The organism is Novosphingobium sp. BW1, assembly GCF_008107685.1.
In the GTDB taxonomy this organism is placed as follows: Bacteria; Pseudomonadota; Alphaproteobacteria; order Sphingomonadales; family Sphingomonadaceae; genus Novosphingobium.
Window position 1 is genome coordinate 20,389 of sequence record NZ_VIRF01000092.1, and the last position, 22,671, is coordinate 43,059.

Genomic DNA, 22,671 nt, shown 5'->3' on the forward strand with positions numbered 1-22,671 from the left:
GTACACACTCCTCCCGGCGTTGGTTAGGTATAGGCGAGCCACGAAATCTGATCTGCAGACATGAAAAAGGCCGGGGTTACCCCGGCCTTTTCGTTGCTGGTGTCCCGAGGCGGGCGCGCGGATCAGGCCGCGGGCAGGAGCTGTTTGTCAGTGGCGATGCGGTTCATCGCCTTTTGCAGCTTTTCAAAAGCGCGCACTTCGATCTGGCGCACGCGCTCGCGACTGACGTTGTAGACCTGGCTCAGTTCCTCAAGCGTCTTGGGGTCTTCCGACAGGCGGCGCTCGGTGAGGATGTCGCGTTCACGCTCGTTGAGGGCGTCCATAGCCTCGACGAGCATGTCGTGGCGCACGGTCTTTTCCTCAGCCTCGGCGACGATCTCGTCCTGCAGCGGATTGTCATCTTGCAGGATGTCCATCCACTGGCCTTCGCCTTCCTCGCGCAAAGAGACATTGAGCGAGGCGTCGCCCCCCATCATCATGCGGCGGTTCATGTTGACGACTTCGGTCTCGGACACGCCCAGCGTCGTCGCGATCTTGGTCACGTCGTCGGGGCGCAGGTCCGAATCTTCGTAGGCGTCGAGGTTCTTCTTCATCCGGCGCAGGTTGAAGAAGAGCTTTTTCTGCGCGGCGGTGGTGCCCATCTTTACGAGGCTCCACGAACGCAGGATGTACTCTTGAATAGAGGCCTTGATCCACCACATAGCGTACGTGGCAAGTCGGAAACCGCGATCGGGTTCGAACTTCTTCACGCCCTGCATGAGGCCGATATTGCCTTCGGAAATAAGCTCGGAGACGGGCAGGCCATAGCCGCGGTAACCCATCGCGATCTTCGCGACTAGGCGCAGGTGACTGGTCACGAGCTGGGCTGCGGCGTCGGAATCTTCATGTTCCTTGTAGCGCTGGGCGAGCATGTATTCCTGCTCGGGCTTGAGCACCGGGAACTTGCGGATCTCGGCGAGGTAGCGGTTGAGGCTCTGCTCACCGCCCAGAGCCGGGATTGCCGGTAGGTTTCGTTGGGTGTTGCTCACAGTTTCCGTCCTTCTTTTCGGTCGGCGCGCGGTCTAAGACCCTTCGCTAGGCATCTTAACTTGCGGCCACCTGTTCATCATAGCACACAAATCCGATTTCAAAGTCGCAATTCGTCGATCAGGGTCCGCATGTCGTCGGGCAGAGCGCTCGCGAAATGCTCGTTGTTACCTGTAACGGGATGGACGAAGCCGAGTTCCGCAGCGTGGAGAGCCTGCCGCGAAAAAGCGAGTCGGGATAGGAGGACCCGGAGGGGCTTTGGTGTGCGTCCATATACAGGATCACCCAATAACATGTGCCCGATTGACGACATGTGAACACGCACCTGGTGGGTGCGCCCCGTCTCCAGGCGGCATTCGATCAGGCTGGAGTGGGCAAGATTTTCCAGCGTACGGTAATAGGTGACGGCGTGCTTGCCGCGTCCGTCCTCGACAATTGCCATCTTCTTGCGGTTCTGGCTCGAGCGCGCGATGGCGCCGCGTACGGTGCCCGCGGCCGGGACCGGGCGTCCGGCCACGACCGCCTTGTAAGTCCGGGTGATCGAATGATCGGCAAACTGCGCAGCCAGACCTTCGTGCGCGCGGTCGGACTTGGCGATGACCAGGAGCCCCGAGGTGTCCTTGTCGATGCGGTGGACGATGCCCGGGCGCGCGACCCCGCCGATTCCTGAGAGCTGGCCCCGGCAATGGTGCAAGAGCGCGTTGACGAGCGTACCGTCGGGATTACCTGCGGCGGGATGGACGACCAGCCCGGCGGGCTTGTCGATCACGATCAGCCACTCGTCCTCGAAGACGACGTTGAGCGGGATGTCCTGCGCAATTGCCTCGGCAGGCGCAGCCTGAGGTACGGCGATCGCAAAGGGTGTTCCAGCTGCGACCTTCACCGAACCCTGGCTGGCGGGCTTGCCATCCAGCGTGATATGGCCCTCAGCCAGCAAGGCCTTCACGCGCTCGCGCGAGAGGCCGCTCGCCTCGGCCAGCGTCTTGTCGAGGCGGCCTCCGGGCGGCGGGATAAGTCCTTCGAGGATGTTTTCGCCACGCTCCATGGGCGCTAGCCTTCGGCCATGGATATCGACGTGACAAGAGAGGTGCTTGAAACGCTCCACAGGCTGGCCGCGGCCGCGCACCCGCACGAATGCTGTGGGCTGCTGCTGGGCGCGCCCGGCAGCCGGACGGCGGCCGAGGAGCGCGAGTGCATCGTCGCCGTATTGGAGAGTGCCAATGTGGACCCCTACCCGGCGATCCGATTCGCGATCGATCCGCTGATTCTCCTTAGGGCGCACAAGGCCGCGCGGACGGGTGGCCCTTCGGTGCTGGGCTACTACCATTCCCATCCTACGGGAAAACCGGCGCCATCCGTCACGGATTGTGAACATTCCACCGGCGATTGTCGCATATGGGCGATCGTTGCCGGGGACGATGTTGCTTTCTGGCGCGATCGTGGGAATGGCTTCGATCCGCTCGCCTTTCAGGAGGTGTGAGGCCGCGCTCTTTACTTCGCGCACGGCCTCTCCATCTGGAGGGACCATCCATCACATCCCTTGCGGCTTCGCGACACCAAAAACGGAAAGACGATCATCATGACGACGAGTTCGCTCGACCTTGCCAGCCTGCTGTGTTCGCGCCTGTGCCATGACATGCTGAGCCCCGTAGGGGCGCTGTCGAACGGGCTGGAACTGCTCGCTGACGAGAAGGACCCGGAAATGCGCCAGCGCTGCTTCGAACTGCTGGAGCAGAGCGCGCGTATCTCGGCGGACAAGCTCAAGTTCTTCCGCCTCGCCTATGGCGCGGCAGGTGGTTTTGGCGAGCATGTCGCGGTGGCCGAGGCGCGCGCGCTGGTCGATGCGCTGGTCGCCAGCAACGCGCGCATCACCGTCAACTGGCAGGTTTCCTCCGCCGCGCTGCCCAAGAGCGCGATCAAGACGCTGCTCAATTTTGCCATGTTCGGGATCGAGGCGCTGCCGCGTGGCGGTACGCTGGATCTCGCGGCCGAGTGGCGCGCGGGCGAAGCGGGCGGACACACCGCGGAGATCGTCGTGCGGGCGGCTGGCCCGCGAATCGCCTTCGATGCGGCGGTGGGGCGCGCCCTTGAAGGAACGCTGCCCGAGGAAGAGCTGACCAGCCGTACCGCGCCCGCCGCGATGCTGCACCAGCTTGCGCAAGGGGCTGGCGGGCAGATGCAGTTTGCCATCGAGGAGGATGCCCTGATATTGGGAGCGGTGCTGGTCGACGACTGATCCCCGAACGTGGCAACGTAGGTCTCGGGGGTGGCACCGGTATGATGGCGCGAAGGAGCGATGGGCGACGATGAACCGATGGCTGGTCAACAGGTTCGTGCAATCGCCCAACTGGAACGAGCGCAAGCGCCCGATCCGCATGGTCGTCCTGCATTACACCGGGATGCAGAGCGCCGAGGAAGCTCTCGAACGCATGTGCGATCCGGCCGCCGAGGTCTCTGCCCACTACATGATCGACGAGGAGGGGATCGTCACCTCGCTCGTCTCCGAAGAGAACCGCGCCTGGCACGCGGGGCGTTCGTACTGGCGCGGCGAAAGCGACGTGAACTCGGCCTCGATCGGGATCGAACTGGTTAATCCGGGGCATGAGTGGGGCTATCGCCCGTTCCCCGAGGCGCAGATGGATGCGCTTCTGCCGCTTCTCGCCGACATTCTTGAACGGCACGATATCCCGCGCGCCAATGTGGTCGGGCATTCCGACATCGCGCCTGCGCGCAAGCAGGACCCAGGCGAACTTTTCGACTGGGGGCGGCTGGGGGACCTGGGCCTCGCGCTTGAGATCCCGGCGGCGCGCATGAACCTGTTCTACGACAATCCGGGCAAGTTCTATCTCGCGCTCGAACGCTTCGGCTACGACATCACCGATGGGCGCCCGGCGGTTATCGCGTTCCAGCGCCGCTGGCGCCCCGGACTCATCGACGGTGAGATTGACGGGGAAATCGGAGGCATCCTGTTCGAACTCCTGTTGGAGCGCGACACCGGCCGTGCTAGGTGAACGTCCGTGCCGGGGAGCCGGGCAGCCGCGGGTAGGTGTCTCGTTTCTTCAAGACGCCTGCGCGAGGAAAGTCCGGGCTCCACGAAACAAGGGTGGCGGGCAACACCCGCCGGACGAGTGCGGTTTTCAGGCCGTGCGAAGTTCAGGGACAGTGCCACAGAGAGCAGACCGCCGATGACCCCCGCTTCCTCGTGGAGTGACGGGAACAGGTAAGGCTGAAAGGGTGCGGTAAGAGCGCACCGCGCTGCCGGTGACGGTAAGCGGCATGGTAAACCCCACCCGGAGCAAGACCGAATAGGGACTGCGCGCCATCTTGAATGGCCGGTCGGTTTCGGGCCGAGGCAGTCCGGGTTGGTTGCTTGAGCGCATCCGCAAGGATGTGCCTAGAGGAATGGCTGCCGCCGCGGCGTAAGGTCCCTCCTGAAAGGGAGACCACGCCAGGCACAGAACCCGGCTTACAGGCTCCCCGGCACACGAGGTTTTCTGGACAATGCGAGGCCTCTCACACCGCGACTGTGGCGCCTGTATGGTGATTCTCGTGAGTCCCGTCATCGGCGGTGAGGTACCAGCGTTCGGTGCCCTCGATCCCGACGGCGGTCAGCGTGCCGTGAATATAGGCACCGGTATCGACGCCCAGGCGATTGTCGCGCTCGTCGGGCTCCTCGGTGATCGTGTGGCCATGAACCACAAAGCCGCCGAAGTTGCCCGTGTGGCTGAGGAAGGGCTCGCGGATCCAGCGGCAGTCGCTGCCCAGCTGGGTTTCGATGGAGACACCTGGGCGCAGCCCTGCGTGGACGAAGATGTAGTCGCCAATGCGCACGAGCTTGCGGAAGCTGCGGATGAACTCGAGATCCTGCTTGGGAATGTGCCGGCGCGCCGCGTCCCGCAGTTCATCAATCTCCATGTCGGCGATCGTTTCGGGGGCAAGGCCGTAAGAGGCCAGCGTTTCCAGGCCGCCGAAGCGCAGGAAACTGCGCAGCGCCTTGCTGTCCTCGAGGCTGGTCAGGAGCATTTCCTCGTGGTTGCCGCAAAGGATCTCGACGTGCCGCTCCTTGGTCAACTGGCGCGCTCGCGCGATAACCCCGGCGCTGTCCTGGCCGCGATCGATCAGGTCGCCCAAGAGAACGAGGGTCGTCTGGGCAGGCTCACGCGCGGCCTCGTCGTGCGCGATCGTCTCGAGCAGCTTTTCGAAAAGGTCGAGGCGTCCGTGGATGTCGCCGATCGCGTAGACACGCTCTTTATGCGGCAGCGATGGCCTTTGCGCGGGTGTCGGATTGGCGAAGAGTTTTCGAAGTGTTCCAAGCATGAGCCCGCCATTCATAGGTTTGCAGTCTGGGAGGGGCAAGAGTGGGTTGATCCATAGTGACGTACGTGTCGGGCATGTGGCCGCGAAGACGCACCTTGGTGGCTTTGGTCTTGGTCGTGGCTCCGTGATTGGCTAAAGCAGGTGCCGAGGGCGGGGTCCGATCCGAGCGGCAGGTGACGCTGCCCCTGTTCGGACGCTCCGTACCCTCTTCTCCCTCCAGACCAAGGATAGCTTTTTTCGTGACCCGCTACCTCCACACCATGATCCGGGTGACCGACCCCGATGCTACGATCCGCTTCTTCAATCTCATCGGTCTTGAGGAAACCCGCCGTATCGAAAGCGAGCAGGGGCGCTTCACGCTGATCTATCTCGCGCCCAAGGGGCAGGAGGAAACCGAGGTCGAGCTGACCTGGAACTGGCCCAACCCGGATGGGACGCCCGCGGAGACCTACACCGGTGGCCGCAACTTCGGTCACCTTGCCTTCCAGGTCGAAGACATCTACGCGACCTGCCAGACACTGGCGGATGCGGGGGTGACGATCAACCGCCCGCCGCGCGATGGCTGGATGGCCTTCGTGAAGACTCCGGACGGAATCTCGATCGAATTGCTGCAGGATGGCAAGCTCGAACCGAAGGAACCCTGGCTCAGCATGGAGAACACCGGCTCCTGGTAATAAAGAGCCTGAAAAAGAGAGGCAGCCGAATAGGTTTCGCCTCTCCTTTTTTCTTTAAGGGTTAACTTTCCTTCATACCCCAATATTACGGGTTTGATATTAACCAGTCTGGCCTAGGCTTTTCCCTAAGCATTGAGGGGGCGGTGCATGTGCGCGCCTACGTGCCCAAACGTGCGACGGGGGTGATCGTGGCGGAACTGGAAGCTGTGAACACGGTAGTGGCCTGGCTCGAGACTTTCGAGCGAGAACTCCTTTTGTTCTGCGCGTTCTGGTTCGTGCTGGGCGCACTCGACGACCTTCTGGTGGATGGCCTGTGGATCGCCATCAAGCTTTGCGGTAAGGCGCGCGAGGGTTCGATCACGGCCCTGCAGGCCCGTGCCCCGCTACGCGCTGAGGCGGCCATCCTTATTGCGGCCTGGCAGGAAGAGCAGGTCATCGGGCATACCATCCGGCATGCGCTCGGCGTCTGGCCGCAACAGGGCTACATCCTCTATATCGGCTGCTACGCGAACGATCCGGGCACCATCACGGCGGCGATGGCGGCGGCGGGGGGCGATCCGCGCGTGCGGGTCGTGATCCATGCCAGCGCTGGGCCCACGACCAAGGCCGACTGTCTGAACCGCCTCTACGCCGCGCTGTGCCTCGACGAGGAGCGCCGCGGCGCGCGCTTTGGTTTTCTCGTGCTGCACGATTCCGAAGACATGGTCTATCCCGCCGAACTGGCGGTCTATGATCGGGCACTGGCTACGGCCGATTACGTGCAGTTGCCGGTTCGTCCCGAGCCGGTGCGTGGGTCGCGCTGGGTCAGCGGCCATTACTGCGACGAGTTTACCGAGTCCCATGCCAAGGGGATGGTCGTGCGCGATGCCCTGGGCCTCGGGATCCCGGCCGCGGGGGTGGGATGCGCCTTTGGCCGCGCGATGCTGGATCGTATCGCCAGAGTGCGCATGGCTGGCGACGTGCAGGGGCCCTTTGCCTGCGAATGCCTCACCGAAGATTACGAGATGGGGCTGCTCGTGCAGCGTGAGGGGGGGCGCTCGCGGTTCCTGCGGGTGCGAGATGCCGATGGTGAACTGGTGGCGACACGGGCGTGTTTCCCGGCCAGCCTGCAGGCCTCAGTCCGGCAGAAGACGCGCTGGATCCTGGGGATTGCCTTCCAGGGCTGGGATCGGCTCGGCTGGGACGCGCGGCTGCGCGATGCCTGGATGGCCTTGCGTGACCGGCGCGGGCCTCTGTCCGCGCTCGTGCTGGCCTGTTCCTATGCGCTGCTCCTGACCGAGACGCTTCTGGCCGGGGCCTGGCTGGGCGGTGTCTATACCCGTGCGCCCTTCCCGCCGCTTCTGGAGGGGCTGCTGGTCGTGTGCATGTGGGCCTTCGCCTGGCGGGTGGCGAACCGATTTGCCTTCACCGCGTCCGAATACGGCCTTGGCGAGGGGCTTTGCGCAATTGCCCGGATACCTGTGGCGAACGTGATCGCGATCATGGCCGGGCGCCGCGCTCTTGCCGCTTATGTGCGCAGTTTGCAGGGCACTATGCCGACCTGGGACAAGACTCAGCACGCCGAGCACGCGGCCCATCACCGCAGAGCGGGCGCATGACCGCGGCGCGGCGCAACCGGGGGCAGCCCCTCGTCGTGTTCGTGGCCCTTGTCGCCGGGTGGTTGGGAGGACGTGTTGCCGCATTGGACCCGGTCTCGCTCTTGACCGTGGGCGCGCCGCGAACAGTGGCGACGGGGTCGGATCAGGGGGCCTCGCACAAGGCGCATCCGGTTGGTGAGGGCGGGCCCCTGTGGCTGGCAGGGCCCCAGTCGTTTGCGCAGATCGATCCTGCGCTCGGCGGATCGGAGCAGAGGGCGCAGATGCCCGCCGGGATCGATCTTACCGAACTCGTGGCGGTCCTGCTCGACACCCGGCGGGTGACGCTGGCGGCGCACAGGGGACCGGCTCGCGCGGCGCTCCCGCAGGAGGAAGGCCGCAGGCTAGGCCGTGGCAGGCTGGGATCAGGTGGCGGAGATGGGTACTACCTCGCGCCCGGACGCATGGGGTTTGGCGAGGAGGATCCCATGCCGCCCGGCTACGCTCCGGCACCCTCGGGCGATGCTCTGCCGGGCGTCAAGGCGGCCGCCTCGTCCGGCGCAGGACAGGATATTGCACGCGACGGGCGGGCAAGACCACGACGCTGGTCGGCTGATGCCTGGGCCCTCGTGCGCGGAAAATCGGCCAGTGGGCTGGGCGCCGCGCCCCTCCCGCCAACCTATGGCGGGAGCCAGGCAGGGGCGGTCCTGCGGTACCGTCTGGCACTCAAGAGCGCTCTGCAGCCCCAACTCTACATGCGCACAACATCGGCGCTGGGCGAGGTGTCCGAAACCGCGGCCGCGCTTGGTGCATCGGCACGGCCTGTGCCGGGCCTTCCCTTCGATGCGGCACTGGAGGGGCGGCTGGTCAACGGGATCGGCGGCAACCGGGTTCAGGCTGCCGCGCTGGTGAGCACCCGTCTCGCCCCGCTGCTTTTGCCCGGCGATCTCAGGGGCGAGGCCTACGGCCAAGCGGGTTACGTGACTGGCAGGTACGCGACCGCGTTCGGGGACGGCCAGGCGCGTCTCGACAAGGGGGTCGTGAGGGTCGGCAAGGTGGAGGCGCGTCTGGGGGGCGGTGTCTGGGCGGGCGCCCAGAAGGGGGCCTGGCGTGTCGATGCAGGCCCCTCGGCGATGATCACGATGCCGCTCAACAAGAAGATGTTTGGGCGGCTCGCGCTTGACTGGCGCCAGCGCGTGGCTGGCGATGCCGAGCCCGGCTCGGGCCCTGCCGTAACCCTGTCGGCAGGTTTCTGAGACTTTATCGCGCTTTCGGGAACCTGAGGGGGCACAAGCGCCTTTTCACGCAAGCCCCGCTGCGGTAGCGAGAAAAGCGGTATGGACGTCTACCTTCCCATCGCGAACCTTTCGGTCAACGGCTTTGTCATCGTCGGGCTGGGGGCACTCACGGGTATCCTCTCGGGGATGTTCGGCGTGGGCGGCGGCTTCCTGACTACCCCCTTGATGATCTTCTACGGAATTCCGCCCACCGTCGCGGCCGCCTCGGCCGCCAGCCAGGTGACCGGGGCCAGCGTTTCGGGCGTGTTCTTCCAGTCGCGCCGGGGCGGTGTAGACTACCACATCGGGACGGTGATGGTGGTGGGCGGCATCATCGGCACCGGGATCGGCGCGCTGCTTTTCCGGCTGCTCGAGCGGATCGGCCAGATCGATACCGTCATCAGCATTCTCTATGTCCTGCTCTTAGGTTCGATCGGTGGGCTCATGGCCAAGGAGAGTATCCAGGCGATCCGGGCCGAGCGTTCGGGCAAGAAGATCGCCGCGAAGAAGCGACGCCACCATCCCATGGTCGCCAGCTTGCCGATGCGCTGGCGCTTCTATCGCTCGGGGCTCTACATTTCGCCGCTCGCCCCGTTGCTGCTGGGCTGCGCAGTAGGCATCCTGACGATGCTGATGGGCATTGGCGGCGGCTTTATCCTGGTTCCCGCGATGCTCTACATCTTGGGCATGAGCGCCAATGTGGTGGTCGGCACGAGCCTGTGGCAGATTCTTTTTACCACCATAGCGACGACCATGATGCACGCGCTCACCACGCAGGCAGTCGACATCGTCCTGGCCTCGATGCTGCTGTTCGGTTCGGTCACGGGCGCGCAGGTCGGCTCGCAGTTTGCCCAGAAGAGCAGCCCTGTAAAGCTGCGCCTGGTGCTGGCGGTCATCGTTCTGTTGGTTGCGTTGCGCATGGCGTTCGGCCTCACCTACATCCCCGACGATATCTACACCGTGGCGCCGCTGTGAACCGGCTGCTTGTCTGCCTTCTGGCGCTGTGCGCGCTGGTGTTCCTGGGCGGCGCGCGCGATCCCATTCTCGTGCCCGAAGTCTCGCAGCACCAGATCAACCTGCAGCAGGGCTTCAATGGCACCGACCTGTTGCTGTTCGGAGCGGTGCTCACGCCCGAAGGTTCGCGCGCGGCGCAGGACTACGACATCGTCGTCGTGCTCAAGGGACCGACCCAGTCGGTGGTGTTGCGCGAGAAGCAGAAGGTTGCCGGGATCTGGGTGAACGCGGCGAGCACCGAGCTGCGCTCCGCCCCGTCCTACTATGCCGTCGCCTCGACCCGGCCCATTGCCGATATCGTCGATGAGAAAACCGCCGCGATCTACGAGTTGGGCCTGCAGTGGCTGCAGCTCTCGCCCATCGGCGCGATCGATCCCGAGGAGCAGGCCCGCTTTTCTGCTGGCCTCGTCGCGCGCAACGTTGATGCCGGGCTCTACCGCGAGGACGAAGGCGGGGTAAGCGTGAGCGAGCAGGTCCTCTACCAGGCGCGCATCCGCCTGCCCTCGCAGGTGCCTATCGGGCGCTACACCGCCGAAACTTTCGCGATCAGCGAGGGGCGCGTGGTCGCCTCGGCCAGCAGCGAGGTCGAGGTGCGCAAGCTCGGCATCGAGCGCGCCATCGCCGATTTTTCGCAGAACTGGGGCTTCGCCTATGGTCTTCTGGCCGTCTTCGTTTCGGTTGGCATGGGCTGGCTCGCGGGCCGCCTCTTCGCCCTCGTCTGAACCACGGGCTGAGAGGGCTGGAAAGCGGCCCTACAAGGCATCGGTTTAGGCTTACATTAACTGCCTGCCTTCTAGGCTGAAAACGATAACAGGTTTCGGTTTTCAGCAGCTTCCGGTGTGCGATGAATCAGATGGATATGGGTGGTTTGGGTGCGGCCCCGGGCGGAGCCGGCGCGCAGGCGCCAACTCTGCAGGCAAGCGCCTTGCAGGTCAGTTCCTCGGCGCGTGAGCCGATCGGTTACATCGTCGAGATCGGCGGTTCGGGCAGCCGTATCGCGTTCGACCTGGGGCGCCTCACCGATATCGCCCAGGAAGAAGACCCTTCGGTTTCGATCTCCGGGCAGGTCGGTAGCCAGGTCAAGGTGCGCGTGGGCAATGGCTGGCTCCTTGCCAGCGTGCGTAACCAGAAGCAGGACGGGAATGTCAGCGGGGGCATCGTTGCCGATGTCGACTTCCTCGGCGAAGGCGAGGAAGAACGCCTGACCGGCCGTATCCACGGCTTCCGCCGGGGTGTTACGGCCTACCCCATTCCCGGAGCGCCGGTCTACCCTGCGACCAGCCAGGACCTCCAGCAGATATATTCCAGCGACGGACGCGCCAGCATTGGCATAGGTAAGGTCTTTCCCACCAAGGACATCCGTGCGGGCCTTTATGTCGACGCGCTGCTGGGCAAGCACTTTGCCCTTCTTGGTTCGACCGGCACCGGAAAGTCCACCAGCGCCGCGTTGATCCTTCACCGGATCTGCGAACACGCGCCCGAAGGCCACATCATCATGGTCGACCCGCACGGCGAGTACTCGGCCGCGTTCCGCAATTCGGGTATCATTCTTGACGTCTCGAACCTGCAGATGCCCTATTGGCTGATGAACTTCGAGGAGCATTGCGAGATACTTCTCTCGACTCATGGGGATGATCGGCAGCTCGATTCGGAGATTCTCGGACGCGCGCTGTTGGAAGCCCGCTCAAAAAACCGATTGGCCGAGAAGCTGGGCAAGCTGACCGTGGATTCGCCCGTCCCCTACCTGCTCTCGGACCTCTCCAACATTCTCAACAACGCGATGGGCAAGCTCGACAAGGGGCACTCCAGCGCCCCCTACATGCGCATCAAGAACCGCCTTGATGAGCTCAAGACCGACCCGCGCTACCAGTTCATGTTCTCCGGCATGCTGGTGGGCGACACGATGACCGACTTCATCGGCAAGATCTTCCGCCTGCCCTCGCACGGGCGGCCGATCTCGATCATCGACGTGTCGGGCGTGCCGACCGAGATCACCAGCACCGTGGTTGCCGTGCTCTCGCGCCTCGTTTTCGACTTCGCGGTCTGGGCACGCGATGAACAGACCCGTCCGATCCTCCTCGTCTGCGAGGAGGCGCACCGCTACGTCCCCAACGAGCGCAACGCGGATGGCTCCTCCGTCGGGCGCATTCTATCGCGCATCGCCAAGGAAGGGCGTAAGTACGGTATCTCGCTGGGCCTCATCACCCAGCGTCCCTCGGACCTTGCTGAGGGCGTGCTCTCGCAGTGCGGCACGATCATCTCGATGCGCCTCAACAATGACCGCGACCAGGCCTTCGTGCGCGCGGCTATGCCCGAAGGCGCGCGCGGTTTCCTCGATTCGATTCCGGCCCTGCGCAATCGTGAGTGCATCATCTGTGGTGAGGGCACCGCGATCCCGATGCGCGTGCGCTTCGACGATCTGGAGGAATACAAGCGCCCGGCTTCAGCTGACCCGTCCTTCACCGACCTGTGGAGTCAGGCGGGCGGCGAAGAGGACATGGTCATGCGCACCGTCCAGCGCTGGCGTGCGCAGGGGCGCTGACCTCTCAACTCCATCCGCACTTGAAGAGACAGGGCGCGCGAGGGACTTCCCTTCGCGCGCCCTTCGTTTCTCAGCGGCTCTTTCGCCAGTCGACCATGCGGTAGTACGCCATGGTGAGCGCCACGGTGATTACCGAGCCGAACGGGAAGGACCACCAGACTGCATCGCCTGCCAGCTGCGGTTCGAGCAGGTAATAGAAGCCCAGGCGACCCGGGTAAAGCCCGATGCCCATGATGATGAGCGGGGCAATGACGACGCCGTAGGCACGCAGTGTGCCCTGGATGATCATCGTGACCGAGACGATCACGAACGAGGCGGTGCAGATCAGCTGGATGTGTTCGGCAATTGGCATGGCCGGGCTGTCCCAGCCCAGGAAGAGCGAGAGCAGCGGACGGTCGAAGCCCACGATCAGCGCAGCCATGGCCGTTGTCAGCACGAGGTTGGCGATCATGCCGACATTGGCCACCGCATCGACGCGCTGGTGGTCGTTCGCGCCGATCGCCTGAGCGACCATGGCGCTGACCGCGGTGCCCATCGCGAAGGCGGGCATCTGCAGGTAGTTCCACAGTTGCAAGGAGGCGCCGTAGGCTGCTGACGCGTTGAGACCGAGCTGGTTGACGAGGCCGATCATGATGAGCCCGGCCGAGGAGACGAGCAGCATCTGCGCGCCCATCGGCAGGCCCTTGGTGACGATATAGGCAAGCTCGTCGCGGCGCGGGCGCAGGAAGCCGAGTTCCGGGCCGCGCAGGCGCATCGGCAGGTCATGGCGGTAGATACGCCAGATGAGGAAGACGAGGCCGCCCAAATTCGCGATGGCCGTCGCGATGGCCGAACCCGCGATGCCCAGCTCGGGCAGCGGTCCCGCGCCCATGATGAGCACCGGGTTGAGGCCGATGTCGAGCAGGACGACCATGATCATCGCGTAGAGCGGGCTGCGCGAATCGCCCGCGCCGCGCATGCCCATGGACACCATCATCGAGACCGAGCCGAAGGGCAGGGTGATGAAGATTACCTGCAGGTAGGCAAGCGCCTGGGCCTTGCTGGCGCCCGGCGTGCTCATCAGTTCGAGCAGGGTTTCGGCAAGGAACCAGCCGGCAAGGCCGGTGAGCGCGGCGACCACCGAGCAGAAACCGACACCGCTGCCAAAGGTGCGGCGCGCGGCCACCAGGTCACGCGCGCCAAAGCTTTGCCCGACGCGCACCGTGGTCGCCATCGAGAAGCCGAAGACGGCGGCAAAGAGCAGAAACATGATGACGTTGGCGTTGGCGGTCGCGGCCAGCGCGCTTTCGCCGATCAGGCGCCCGACCCAGATCGCGTTGACCGAGCCGTTGAGCGTTTGCAGCACGTTGGAAAGCAGCATCGGGAGCGAGAAGAGCATCAGCGTCTTCAGGATCGGGCCCTGCGTCAGGTCGCCCTGCATCGCCCCGGCCTTGGGCGGGTGGGCGGCGTCCTCACCCGGTTCCCATTCCCCTTCGGGTATCGGCGATGCTTCGTTCATATATCCCCCAGATGCGGTGCCCGCGGTGCGATCGTGCATCGCTCAGGTGCCGCGCGTGTCGCCCCACAGGTGAATGTGGAGGCGGTCGGTAAAGTTGAACCCGTGGTCCGCGCATAGATCGCCCAACCAGCGTGCCCGCGCGCGCAAGGTCGCGCTGTCGCGCCCTTCCGGCATCAGAAAAACGCGCGAAGGCAGGATGGAGTGGGTCGCGACAAGACCAAGAACTTCTTCGATGTCTGATCGCTCGGCGATCACGAACTTGAAGAAGGCGCGCGGATCGGCGGCGTAGGCGGACAGGCGCTCGGGGAGGAGCGCAAGGCTGGCCGGGTTGCCGCTGTGCGCCAGTTTCGGGCTGACGTTGAACTGGTCGATCAGGGGATCAAGCGCGGGGGGGGGGACGATCGACCCGTTGGTCTCGATCTCGACGTGGAATTCGGGGCGCAGGTCTTTCAGCGCGGACACCATGCGCGCCAGCGCCGCGCCCTGGAGCAGCGGTTCGCCGCCGGTGAGGACAAGCCGGTCGGGCTTTAGCGCGGCAATCATCTGCGCGACCTCGGCCTCGTCCCGCTTCACCTGGTTGGCCTCGCGCGCGAAATCAAGGCCATCGGTGTGCGGGCGGTTGTCGCCCGAAAAGCGCCAAGTGTAGGCGGTGTCGCACCAGTGGCAGGCCAGGTTGCAGCGCGAGAGACGCACGAAGGTGCTGGGCTTGCCCACGCTTGCCCCTTCGCCCTGCAGCGAGGCGAAGAGTTCCGGTTCTCCGGGGGTGGTGGTGGCAAGGGTCAGCATGGCGGGCGCTTCAGTCGCGAAAATGGGTTGGTTACGGGGTGGGGCAAGTTGACACGGTTGACACTGTCCAGGGGTGGTACTTGCAAGGCCGCCCAAGAGGCGCTTTTGCGCGGTTTTGCAAGAAAAATCGCGGGCAGGGCGGCATGGCCAAGACTGTGTCAGGTTTGGGGCGTGTAGGAAAATGCTTTTGCTTTCCCACCTTCCGATATTACCAACACAGATATTGGTGATAATCGAGCGGAGGCGAAGACATGGCGGGACTGGGACGGGCGCTGGTGGGAATCGCGCTGGTGTTGAGTACAGGGGCCGCCTCGGTCAGCACCGCCGCCGTGGCGGCCGAAGCAGTGGCAAAGCCATCTCTCGTACCCGCCGACTTCGCGGTGCCCAAGCGCGCTGTGGGAGAGGGCTTCCAGATCGTGCCGCTTGGCCCCGAACTCGCCGCAATCGACAAGGCGGCCTACATGTCCTCGATTGCGCACCTCCAGCAGACCTTTACCCGCAGCACGGCCTGGCCCCACGAAGGCATCACCGATGCCGAGGCCATGACCGACATGGAGACCGAGCAGGCGCGCTTTGAGGGCCGCATTTCATTCGCCTACGCGGTCCTGACCCCGGACGGCACGCGCGAACGCGGCTGCGTCTATGTCCAGCCCAGCCCCGTCCCCGGCTACGACGCGGTGGTGCGTCTGTGGGTGACCGAGGCCGAATACGAGGCCGGGTTCGAGGACGAACTCTACGCCTTCGTGCCCGGCTGGATCGAAAAGGACTGGCCCTTCGCCAGGGTGGCTTATCCCGGTCGCAGCATAGACTGGGCGACGTGGGACGCGCTTACCGCCAAAAACTGAGCGTTTCAGCCGCCGGGGTGCGGGGGGAGGTCCTTGCCCTCGGCGCGCTCGCGGTTGAGGCGCTCGACGATCAGCTCGATCTCGTCCGGGTTCAGGATCCAGGCGCGGGTCTTGCGGCCGGGCTTGAACACAGGCCGCGTCAAGAGGATGCGCGCCTGCTCCTTGGCAAAGGGCTTGAACAGCGAGAAGTGCATCACGCATTCGAGGAACGATCCAATCACCGGCGTCTTGCCGTCCAGATCGATGAGCGTTGCGGGCTGGTCCCAGGGAATGTCCATCATCGCTTCCGCCTATCTTGTGAGGACGCAAAAGCAAAGCGGAGCCAGAAAAGAAGTGGTCCGAGGGCCATCGCCCTCGGGCTCCCCAAACTGTCTATCATGGTTCATGCCTGCCGCGTGCGGCACGAACTGCGGGGGCCGGGTATACCGGGTCAAGGGATGGGTAATCCCTTGAATCTCCTTTTCTTCTTTCAAACAGAAAGGCCCGCGAAGCGTATCCACTTCGCGGGCCTTCCGGCATTCCATGGGACTTTACCTTACCCCAGACGCTCCAGCGCGGCGGCGAGGCGCTGCGCTTCGGCGGTGTGGTGGGCGTGGTCGGCGCGGGCCTTCTCGACCGCTTCGGGCTTGGCCTTTTCCACGAACTTGGGGTTCGAGAGGCGCCCGTCGAGCGACTTGGCTTCCTTCTGCGAGGCCGCGAGCGCCTTTTCGAGGCGGCTCCTTTCCGCCGCGATGTCGATCACGCCTTCCAAGGGAATGGCCAGCATCGCATCGCCCGCGCCCACCTGCAGGACCGGGCCTGCGGGGGCCGCGTCGAAGTGGATCGCATCAAGACGCGCGAGGCGGTCGATCACGGTGGCGTTGGCGTCGATGATGGCGCGCGTCGCGTCCGAGACGTCCGCGATGTAGGCAGTAAGGCGCGCGCCCGGTGCAATGCCCAGTTCCGCCTTGGCGCCGCGCAGCGAACCGATCAGCGCGATCAGCCATTCGACCTCGGCCTTGGCGGCGGTATCCACGCTGGCTTCGGGTGCGGGCCAGAGGGCCACGATCAGGTCGGTCTCGCGCGCGCCCATCTTGGACCACAGCTCTTCGGTGACGAAGGGCATGAAGGGGTGGAGCATGACGAGGATCTGGTCGAGCACCCAGCCGGCAACGGCGCGGGTTTCTTCATCGAAGTTGCCCTTCACCAGTTCGATGTACCAGTCGCAGAAGCTGTCCCACACGAAGTGGTAGATCGCGTTGGCAGCCGCATCGAAGCGCATGTCGGCCATGGCCCTGTCAAGCTCGGCCACGGTTTCGACGACTTCGCCGATGATCCAGCGGTTGACCGCCGAGGTCGCCTTGGGCGCGGCGAGCGAGGTCGAGGCGGCGACGCCGTTCGACTGGCAGAAGCGCGCCGCGTTCCACAGCTTCGTGGCGAAGTTGCGGTACCCCTCGATGCGCTTGTCATCCATCTTGATGTCGCGGCCCTGGCTTTCCATGGCGGCCATGAAGAACCTGAGCGCGTCGGCGCCGTACTGGTCGATGAGGCCGAGCGGATCGACCACGTTGCCCTTCGACTTTGACATCTTGGCGCCATCGGCGGCGCGCACGAGACCGTGGAGGTAGAGCTTCTTCCAGGGCACCTCGTCCATGAAGTGGATGCCCTGCATCGCCATGCGCGCGCACCAGAAGAACAGGATGTCGAAGCCCGAAATCAAGAGGTCGTTGGGGTAGTGCTTGGCAAGAAGGTCGGTCTTCTCCGGCCAGCCCAGCGTGGCAAATGGCCACAGCGCCGAGGAGAACCAGGTGTCGAGCACGTCCTCGTCGCGGGTCAGCGCCACGCCTTCGCCCGCAAGCGCCTGCGCGGCCTCTTCGGTTTCGGCGACGTAGACCTTGCCATCTTCGGCGTACCACGCCGGAATGCGGTGGCCCCACCACAGCTGGCGCGAGACGCACCAGGGCTGGATGTTGTCCATCCAGTTGAAGTAGGTTTTCTCCCAGGCCTTGGGGACGACTTCGATCTGCCCGTCGCGCACCGCCGCGATGGCGGGTTTGGCGAGCGTTGCCGCATCGACGTACCACTGGTCGGTCAGCCAGGGCTCGATCACCACGCCGCCACGGTCGCCATAGGGGGTCTGGATGGTGCGCGGTTCCGCGTCCATCTCGGTGGTTTCGGTCTCACCGTCCTTGGTCGTCTTGGTGACGACGTGGGGGATGAGGAAGCCCAGTTCCTTCATTTCCGCAACAATCGCCTCGCGCGCGGCGAAGCGCTCCATGCCAAGGTACTTTTCGGGGACGAGGCCGTCCTGCGTCTGCACCACGTTGGCGTCGGCATCGAACATGTTGAGCATCTCGGCCGGCTTGAAGCCAGCGCGCTTGCCCACCTCGAAGTCGTTGAAGTCGTGGCCCGGCGTGATCTTCACCGCGCCCGAGCCCAGTTCGGGATCGGCGTGCTCGTCGGCGACGATCTTGAAGCGGCGCCCGGTGATCGGCTGGAGGATCTCCTTGCCAATGACGCTCTTGTAGCGTTCGTCCTCGGCGTTCACGGCAACCGCCATGTCGGCCAGCATCGTTTCGGGGCGGGTGGTGGCGACCTCGATGAAGTCCTGCCCGTTATCCAGGGTCACGCCGGCGGCGAGCGGATACTTGAAGTGCCAGAAGCCGCCCTTGACCTCCTTGGTCTCCACCTCAAGGTCGGAGATCGCGGTCTTGAGCTTGGGGTCCCAGTTCACCAGCCGCTTGTCGCGGTAGATGAGGCCCTCTTTGTGGAGGTCCACGAAGACCTTGACCACGGCCTGTGTAAAGTGCGGGTCCATGGTGAACTGCTCGCGGCTCCAGTCCATCGAGCAGCCCAGGCGGCGCAGCTGGCGCGTGATCGTGCCGCCGCTCTCGGCCTTCCATTCCCAGACCTTCTCGACGAAGCCCTCGCGCGAATAGTTCGTGCGCTTGTCCTGGCTCGCTTCCATCTGGCGTTCGACCACCATCTGCGTGGCGATACCCGCATGGTCGGTGCCCACGACCCACAGCGCGTCCTTGCCCTTGAGGCGCTCGTGACGGATCACGATGTCCTGCAGCGTGTTGTCGAGCGCGTGGCCGATGTGCAGCGAACCCGTCACGTTGGGCGGCGGGTTGACGATCGTAAAGGGTTGCGCATCGGGGCGCTCGGGACGGAAGAGGCCGGTCTCTTCCCAGTGCGCGTACCAACGGGCCTCGATCGCGGCAGGATCGAAGGTCTTGTCGAGGGTGCTTTCCGGCGTGGTTTCGGGCGTGGTCTCGGTCATGCGCCGGGCTTTGCCAGCGCCTTTCCCCTTGCGCAAGCGGCCAGTTGCACGATTGCAACTGCAAGCGGTTTCCACTGCCGCAGTTTTGCCTTATCGGCCTGCCACATAGCGGAGAACGATTGGCGCGATGCGCGGACCTGCCGCGCATTTCGTCGCAGACCGGGAACCACTTGCCGGGGAGGGTGTTCTCCCCCATTACGGGCGCACACGAGACAACATGCGACAATGGGCTGATTTCACGGTGTCGGAGAGCGACGGGGGCAAGGCGCCGGTACTGGCGTTGAGCGGATCCCTGCGCGTCCACGCCATCGGCGATCTGGAAAAGCGCCTCAGGGAACTCGACGGCACCTATTCGCGCCTCGATATTTCGGGCCTTACCGACATCGACACCACCGGCGCCTGGCTGGCGCTCGACTTCGCGCACGAACGCGGGATAGAGATCGCCGGGGCGAGCGACCGCGCCAAGCGCCTGTTCGCGGCGATCGGCGATGTCGACGATCCCGATGCCAAGCCCGAGCAGTTGTCCTTCCTGCGGCGCAGCGTAGGCGAACTGGGGCTGCTGGTCAGCGGCTGGGGCCGCGGCTTTGGGCAGACGGTCGGGTTCCTGGGCGAACTGATCTGCGCCTTTGGCACCACCATCGCGCATCCCTCCCGCTTTCGGGGCAAGGCGCTGGTCCATCACATGCAGCACGTGGGCGTCAATGCGCTGTGGATCGTGGGCCTGATGAGCTTTCTCATCGGCATCGTCATCGCTCAGCAGGGCGCGGTCCAGCTCGCCCAGTTCGGCGCGGAATTCTACACCATCAACCTGACGGGCCGCCTTTCCATGCGCGAGCTTGGCGTGCTGATGACCGCGATCATGGTCGCGGGGCGCTCGGGTTCGGCCTTTGCCGCGCAGATCGGCACGATGAAGCTGACCGAGGAAGTTGACGCGATGCGTACCATTGGCGTCTCGCCGATGGAGGCGCTGGTCCTGCCGCGCGTGCTCGCCGCGATGATCATGATGCCGCTCCTTGGCTTCTACGCCGCGATCTGCTCGATCATCGGGGGCGCGTTCATTTCGAACTTCGCGCTCGACATTCCCTTCTTTGCGTTCCTGCGCCGTACCCAGGAAGTGGTGCCGCTGACCGACGTCTGGATCGGCTTTATCAAGGCCCCGGTCTTCGCGCTGATCGTGGCGCTTGCGGGCTGCTATCAGGGCATGCGCGTCTCGGGCAACGCCGAGGAAGTGGGCACGCGCACAACGCAAGCCGTGGTCACGGCGATCTTCACCGTGATCGTGCTCGACGCCTTCTACGCCGTATTCTTCACGGAGCTCGGCTGGAAATGACCGATCTTACCGACGATTATACGGGCGACTACCCGATCGAGGTGCGTGGCCTCACCAATGCCTTTGGCGAGCACGTCATCCACGAGGAGCTGGACCTCAAGGTCCGCCGGGGCGAAGTGCTGGGCGTGGTCGGCGGCTCGGGCACCGGAAAGTCGGTGCTGATGCGCTCAATCATCGGGTTGCAGCAGCCGTCTGCCGGCGAAGTCGAGGTGCTGGGCCATGACATGATGGCAGGCGGCGTTGAGGACGACATCGACATCCGCTCGCGCTGGGGCGTGCTGTTCCAGGGCGGCGCGCTGTTCTCCACGCTCACCGTGGGGGAGAACGTGGAAGTGCCGCTCAAGCAGTTCTACCCCGAGATTTCCGATCACCTGCGCGAAGAGATCGCGCGCTTCAAGGTGCGCCTGTCGGGCCTTCCCGACGAGGCCGCCTTCAAATTCCCGAGTGAGCTTTCGGGCGGCATGAAGAAGCGTGCAGGTCTGGCCCGCGCGCTCGCGCTCGATCCCGAACTGCTCTTCCTCGACGAGCCGACCGCAGGGCTCGACCCCATCGGCGCGGCGGCTTTCGACAATCTCACGCGCGAGCTGAAGGAAACGCTGGGGCTCACCGTCTTCCTCATCACCCACGACCTCGACACCCTCTACGCGATCTGCGACCGCGTGGCGGTTCTGGCCGACAGGAAGGTGATCGCGGTGGGCACGATCCCCGAGCTCCTCGCGCTCGACCATCCCTGGATCCAGGAATACTTCAATGGCCCGCGCGGGCGCGCCGCGCTGGCGGGTAAGGAGGACCCCCGGATCGACGCCGCCGTCGAGGACGCGCCTGAAGGCGCGGACACGGGCGGGAGTGACACAACCCGAGAAGCGGGGGCATAAGGCACAACCATGGAAACCAAAGCCAATCACGTCTGGGTCGGGGCCGTCACCCTCATCCTGCTGGCGCTCGCCGCAGGCTTCGTCGTCTGGCTGGCACGCCTCAACGAGGGCAACCAGCAGCAGTACGACATCTTCTTCACCCAGTCGGTCGACGGGCTGGCGCTGGGCTCGGAGGTGAACTTCTCGGGCGTGCCGGTGGGCCAGATCTCGCAGATCGAGCTGTGGCCCAAGGACCCCAGCTTCGTGCGCGTGCGCGTCAAGGTGAACGAGCGGGTGCCGATCACTGTGGGCACCACCGCCACGATCCAGGGCAGCTTTACGGGCGTCTCGGACATCCAGCTCGAAGGCGCGGTCAAGGGCGCCCCGCTGCTGGAGGAACCCGGCCCTGAAGGCGTGCCGGTCATCCCGACCAAGCGCGGCGGCTTCTCCGAGGTGCTGGCCAACGCGCCGCTCCTGATGGAGCGCCTCGCGACGCTGACCGAGAACCTCAACCAGCTGATGTCGGCCGACAACCGCCGCTCGATCACGGGCATTCTCGCCAACACCGAGAAGATGACCCGCGATCTTTCGCAAGCGACGCCGCAGATGCGCGGCGCCATGGCCGAATTGCAAGGTACGCTCGACCAGGCGACCAAGACGCTGGCCGCCTTCGAGGGCGTGGCCAACAAGACCGATGACCTGCTCGGCTCGAAGGGCACCTCGCTTGCCGAGCAGATGCGCAAGACCTTGAAGTCCGCGCAGGAATCGATGGATCAGTTGAACGAGACGATGGCCCATGCGCAGCCCGCGCTGGATCAGGTCTCGCAAAGCACGCTGCCCGCCGCCGAATCCGCGATCCGCGACCTTCGTGCCACCAGCCGGGCACTGCGCAACGTGACCGAAACAGTCGAGGAACAGGGGGCCGGTGCCCTGCTCAAGGGCCAGAAACTGCCCGACTACAAGCCCTGAGCCAGGCAAGGACGAAACGATGATGACGATGAAGAGCCACTCCTGGATATCCTCCCCCGCGCGCGCGCTGGCTTTCGGGCGCGGGCGACTCGGCGGGGCCGTCGCCACGGCAAGCCTCGCGCTGGCGGGCTGTGTCAGCTTTGCGCCCGATGTGCCCGACACGCTGATCCGCCTGACCCCCGAGCACACCGCGCCCGCAGGCTCGGTCTCGCGCGGCAAGCTCTCCGATGCGATCGTCGTGCTCGAACCTGAGACCGAGCGCAGCCTCGAAGCGCTGCGCGTGCCCGTGCAGATCGACCCGGCCAATCTCGCCTACCTCAAGGGTGCGGGCTGGATCGAGAAGCCCACACGCCTGTTTCGCGCGCTTCTTGCTGAAACGATCCGTGCCGACACCGACCAGATGGTACTGGAAGGCGCGGACTACGAAGTGAAGGGGAAGACCTTCATTGGCGGACGTCTGCGGGACATGGGTTATGACGTGCAGACCAGTTCGGTTGTCGTGCGCTACGACGCCGTGCGCTGGCAGCGCGGCAACGAGGACCTGGAGCGCCGGCGCTTCGAGGCGGTCGTACCCGGCATCGCGCCCGAGGCCGAGGCCGTGGGCCCCGCGCTCAACCGCGCGGCCAACCAGGTCGCGGGCGAAGTCGCCGCCTGGGTCAAGGAAGGCTGATCGCCGCCGCGACGATCGTTCGCGCAGGATAAG

21 protein-coding genes and 1 other RNA gene are annotated in these 22,671 nt (G+C 64.8%); 15 read left to right on the forward strand and 7 right to left on the reverse strand.

All coding sequences use genetic code 11. From position 1 onward, the window contains the following. Positions 1 to 122: 122 nt before the first annotated feature. Both rpoH and FMM79_RS19380 read right to left on the reverse strand, forming a co-directional pair. Positions 123 to 1,028 carry an RNA polymerase sigma factor RpoH gene (gene rpoH, locus FMM79_RS19375; RefSeq protein ID WP_148629156.1) on the reverse strand — a complete coding sequence of 302 codons (906 nt, stop codon included), beginning with the start codon at positions 1,026 to 1,028 and terminating at the stop codon, positions 123 to 125. 98 nt (positions 1,029 to 1,126) lie between these two features. Beyond that, positions 1,127 to 2,071: an RluA family pseudouridine synthase gene (locus FMM79_RS19380; protein WP_148629158.1), complete on the reverse strand. Its 945-nt coding sequence runs from the start codon at positions 2,069 to 2,071 to the stop codon at positions 1,127 to 1,129. An 18-nt stretch (positions 2,072 to 2,089) separates the two neighbouring features. Here FMM79_RS19380 and FMM79_RS19385 point away from each other — a divergent pair, with 18 nt between their 5' ends. The 4 genes from FMM79_RS19385 to rnpB all read left to right on the forward strand — a co-directional run bounded on the left by FMM79_RS19385 (position 2,090) and on the right by rnpB (position 4,511). Further along, on the forward strand, positions 2,090 to 2,506 hold the full coding sequence (locus FMM79_RS19385) for a M67 family metallopeptidase (protein ID WP_148629161.1): 417 nt from the start codon (positions 2,090 to 2,092) through the stop codon (positions 2,504 to 2,506). Positions 2,507 to 2,605: 99 nt separating this feature from the next. Beyond that, positions 2,606 to 3,262, forward strand: coding sequence for a histidine phosphotransferase family protein (locus FMM79_RS19390; RefSeq protein ID WP_148629163.1), 657 nt, complete (start codon positions 2,606 to 2,608; stop codon positions 3,260 to 3,262). A gap of 70 nt (positions 3,263 to 3,332) precedes the next feature. Beyond that, positions 3,333 to 4,037 carry an N-acetylmuramoyl-L-alanine amidase gene (locus tag FMM79_RS19395; RefSeq protein WP_148629165.1) on the forward strand — a complete coding sequence of 235 codons (705 nt, stop codon included), beginning with the start codon at positions 3,333 to 3,335 and terminating at the stop codon, positions 4,035 to 4,037. A gap of 9 nt (positions 4,038 to 4,046) precedes the next feature. Then, positions 4,047 to 4,511, forward strand: an RNA gene (gene rnpB / locus FMM79_RS19400) — RNase P RNA component class A. 28 nt (positions 4,512 to 4,539) lie between these two features. Here the strand turns inward: rnpB and FMM79_RS19405 are convergent. Next, positions 4,540 to 5,343: a metallophosphoesterase gene (locus FMM79_RS19405; RefSeq protein ID WP_148629167.1), complete on the reverse strand. Its 804-nt coding sequence runs from the start codon at positions 5,341 to 5,343 to the stop codon at positions 4,540 to 4,542. 239 nt (positions 5,344 to 5,582) lie between these two features. Between FMM79_RS19405 and FMM79_RS19410 the strand changes: the two genes are divergently transcribed. From FMM79_RS19410 to FMM79_RS19435, 6 genes are all read left to right on the forward strand, one after another. Next, positions 5,583 to 6,017: a VOC family protein gene (locus FMM79_RS19410; RefSeq protein WP_148629169.1), complete on the forward strand. Its 435-nt coding sequence runs from the start codon at positions 5,583 to 5,585 to the stop codon at positions 6,015 to 6,017. 143 nt (positions 6,018 to 6,160) lie between these two features. Further along, complete coding sequence (locus FMM79_RS19415) at positions 6,161 to 7,615, forward strand: glycosyl transferase family protein (protein WP_240339317.1); 1,455 nt, start codon at positions 6,161 to 6,163, stop codon at positions 7,613 to 7,615. Further along, positions 7,612 to 8,847 (forward strand): hypothetical protein, encoded by a 1,236-nt coding sequence (locus FMM79_RS19420; protein ID WP_148629171.1) that lies wholly within the window; start codon positions 7,612 to 7,614, stop codon positions 8,845 to 8,847. The genes FMM79_RS19415 and FMM79_RS19420 overlap by 4 nt, the downstream gene beginning before the upstream one ends. An 81-nt stretch (positions 8,848 to 8,928) precedes the next feature. Continuing rightward, positions 8,929 to 9,843, forward strand: a complete 915-nt coding sequence (locus FMM79_RS19425; RefSeq protein ID WP_148629173.1) for a sulfite exporter TauE/SafE family protein — start codon at positions 8,929 to 8,931, stop codon at positions 9,841 to 9,843. Continuing rightward, a complete protein-coding gene (locus tag FMM79_RS19430; RefSeq protein WP_148629175.1) occupies positions 9,840 to 10,604 on the forward strand; it encodes a TIGR02186 family protein in 765 nt (254 codons plus the stop codon). The genes FMM79_RS19425 and FMM79_RS19430 overlap by 4 nt, the downstream gene beginning before the upstream one ends. Positions 10,605 to 10,735: 131 nt before the next feature. Next, positions 10,736 to 12,424: an ATP-binding protein gene (locus FMM79_RS19435; protein ID WP_371710966.1), complete on the forward strand. Its 1,689-nt coding sequence runs from the start codon at positions 10,736 to 10,738 to the stop codon at positions 12,422 to 12,424. Positions 12,425 to 12,494: 70 nt separating this feature from the next. Here FMM79_RS19435 and FMM79_RS19440 read toward each other — a convergent pair whose 3' ends face one another. Both FMM79_RS19440 and FMM79_RS19445 read right to left on the reverse strand, forming a co-directional pair. After that, a complete protein-coding gene (locus tag FMM79_RS19440) occupies positions 12,495 to 13,922 on the reverse strand; it encodes an MATE family efflux transporter (protein ID WP_148629179.1) in 1,428 nt (475 codons plus the stop codon). Between the two features lie 42 nt (positions 13,923 to 13,964). After that, entirely contained in the window at positions 13,965 to 14,708 is a 744-nt protein-coding gene (locus FMM79_RS19445; RefSeq protein ID WP_148629181.1) for a 7-carboxy-7-deazaguanine synthase QueE, read from the reverse strand. Positions 14,709 to 14,959: 251 nt separating this feature from the next. On the opposite strand from FMM79_RS19445, the gene FMM79_RS19450 reads away from it, so the two are divergent. After that, on the forward strand, positions 14,960 to 15,553 hold the full coding sequence (locus FMM79_RS19450) for a twin-arginine translocation pathway signal protein (RefSeq protein ID WP_148629183.1): 594 nt from the start codon (positions 14,960 to 14,962) through the stop codon (positions 15,551 to 15,553). A gap of 5 nt (positions 15,554 to 15,558) precedes the next feature. Here FMM79_RS19450 and FMM79_RS19455 read toward each other — a convergent pair whose 3' ends face one another. Both FMM79_RS19455 and FMM79_RS19460 read right to left on the reverse strand, forming a co-directional pair. Then, complete coding sequence (locus FMM79_RS19455; RefSeq protein WP_148629185.1) at positions 15,559 to 15,834, reverse strand: allantoate permease family MFS transporter; 276 nt, start codon at positions 15,832 to 15,834, stop codon at positions 15,559 to 15,561. A gap of 254 nt (positions 15,835 to 16,088) precedes the next feature. Further along, positions 16,089 to 18,815, reverse strand: a complete 2,727-nt coding sequence (locus FMM79_RS19460) for a valine--tRNA ligase (protein ID WP_148629187.1) — start codon at positions 18,813 to 18,815, stop codon at positions 16,089 to 16,091. A 217-nt stretch (positions 18,816 to 19,032) separates the two neighbouring features. Between FMM79_RS19460 and FMM79_RS19465 the strand changes: the two genes are divergently transcribed. The 4 genes from FMM79_RS19465 to FMM79_RS19480 are packed head-to-tail and all read left to right on the forward strand — an operon-like array spanning position 19,033 to position 22,638. After that, complete coding sequence (locus FMM79_RS19465) at positions 19,033 to 20,145, forward strand: MlaE family lipid ABC transporter permease subunit (protein WP_148629190.1); 1,113 nt, start codon at positions 19,033 to 19,035, stop codon at positions 20,143 to 20,145. Beyond that, positions 20,142 to 21,020: an ABC transporter ATP-binding protein gene (locus FMM79_RS19470; RefSeq protein ID WP_148629192.1), complete on the forward strand. Its 879-nt coding sequence runs from the start codon at positions 20,142 to 20,144 to the stop codon at positions 21,018 to 21,020. Before FMM79_RS19465 ends, FMM79_RS19470 begins: the two co-directional genes overlap by 4 nt. 9 nt (positions 21,021 to 21,029) lie before the next feature. Further along, positions 21,030 to 21,968, forward strand: coding sequence for an MlaD family protein (locus FMM79_RS19475; protein ID WP_148629193.1), 939 nt, complete (start codon positions 21,030 to 21,032; stop codon positions 21,966 to 21,968). A 19-nt stretch (positions 21,969 to 21,987) separates the two neighbouring features. After that, the gene (locus FMM79_RS19480; RefSeq protein ID WP_240339318.1) at positions 21,988 to 22,638 is read left to right on the forward strand and encodes an ABC-type transport auxiliary lipoprotein family protein; all 651 of its coding nucleotides are present in this window, start codon (positions 21,988 to 21,990) and stop codon (positions 22,636 to 22,638) included. Positions 22,639 to 22,671: the final 33 nt, after the last annotated feature.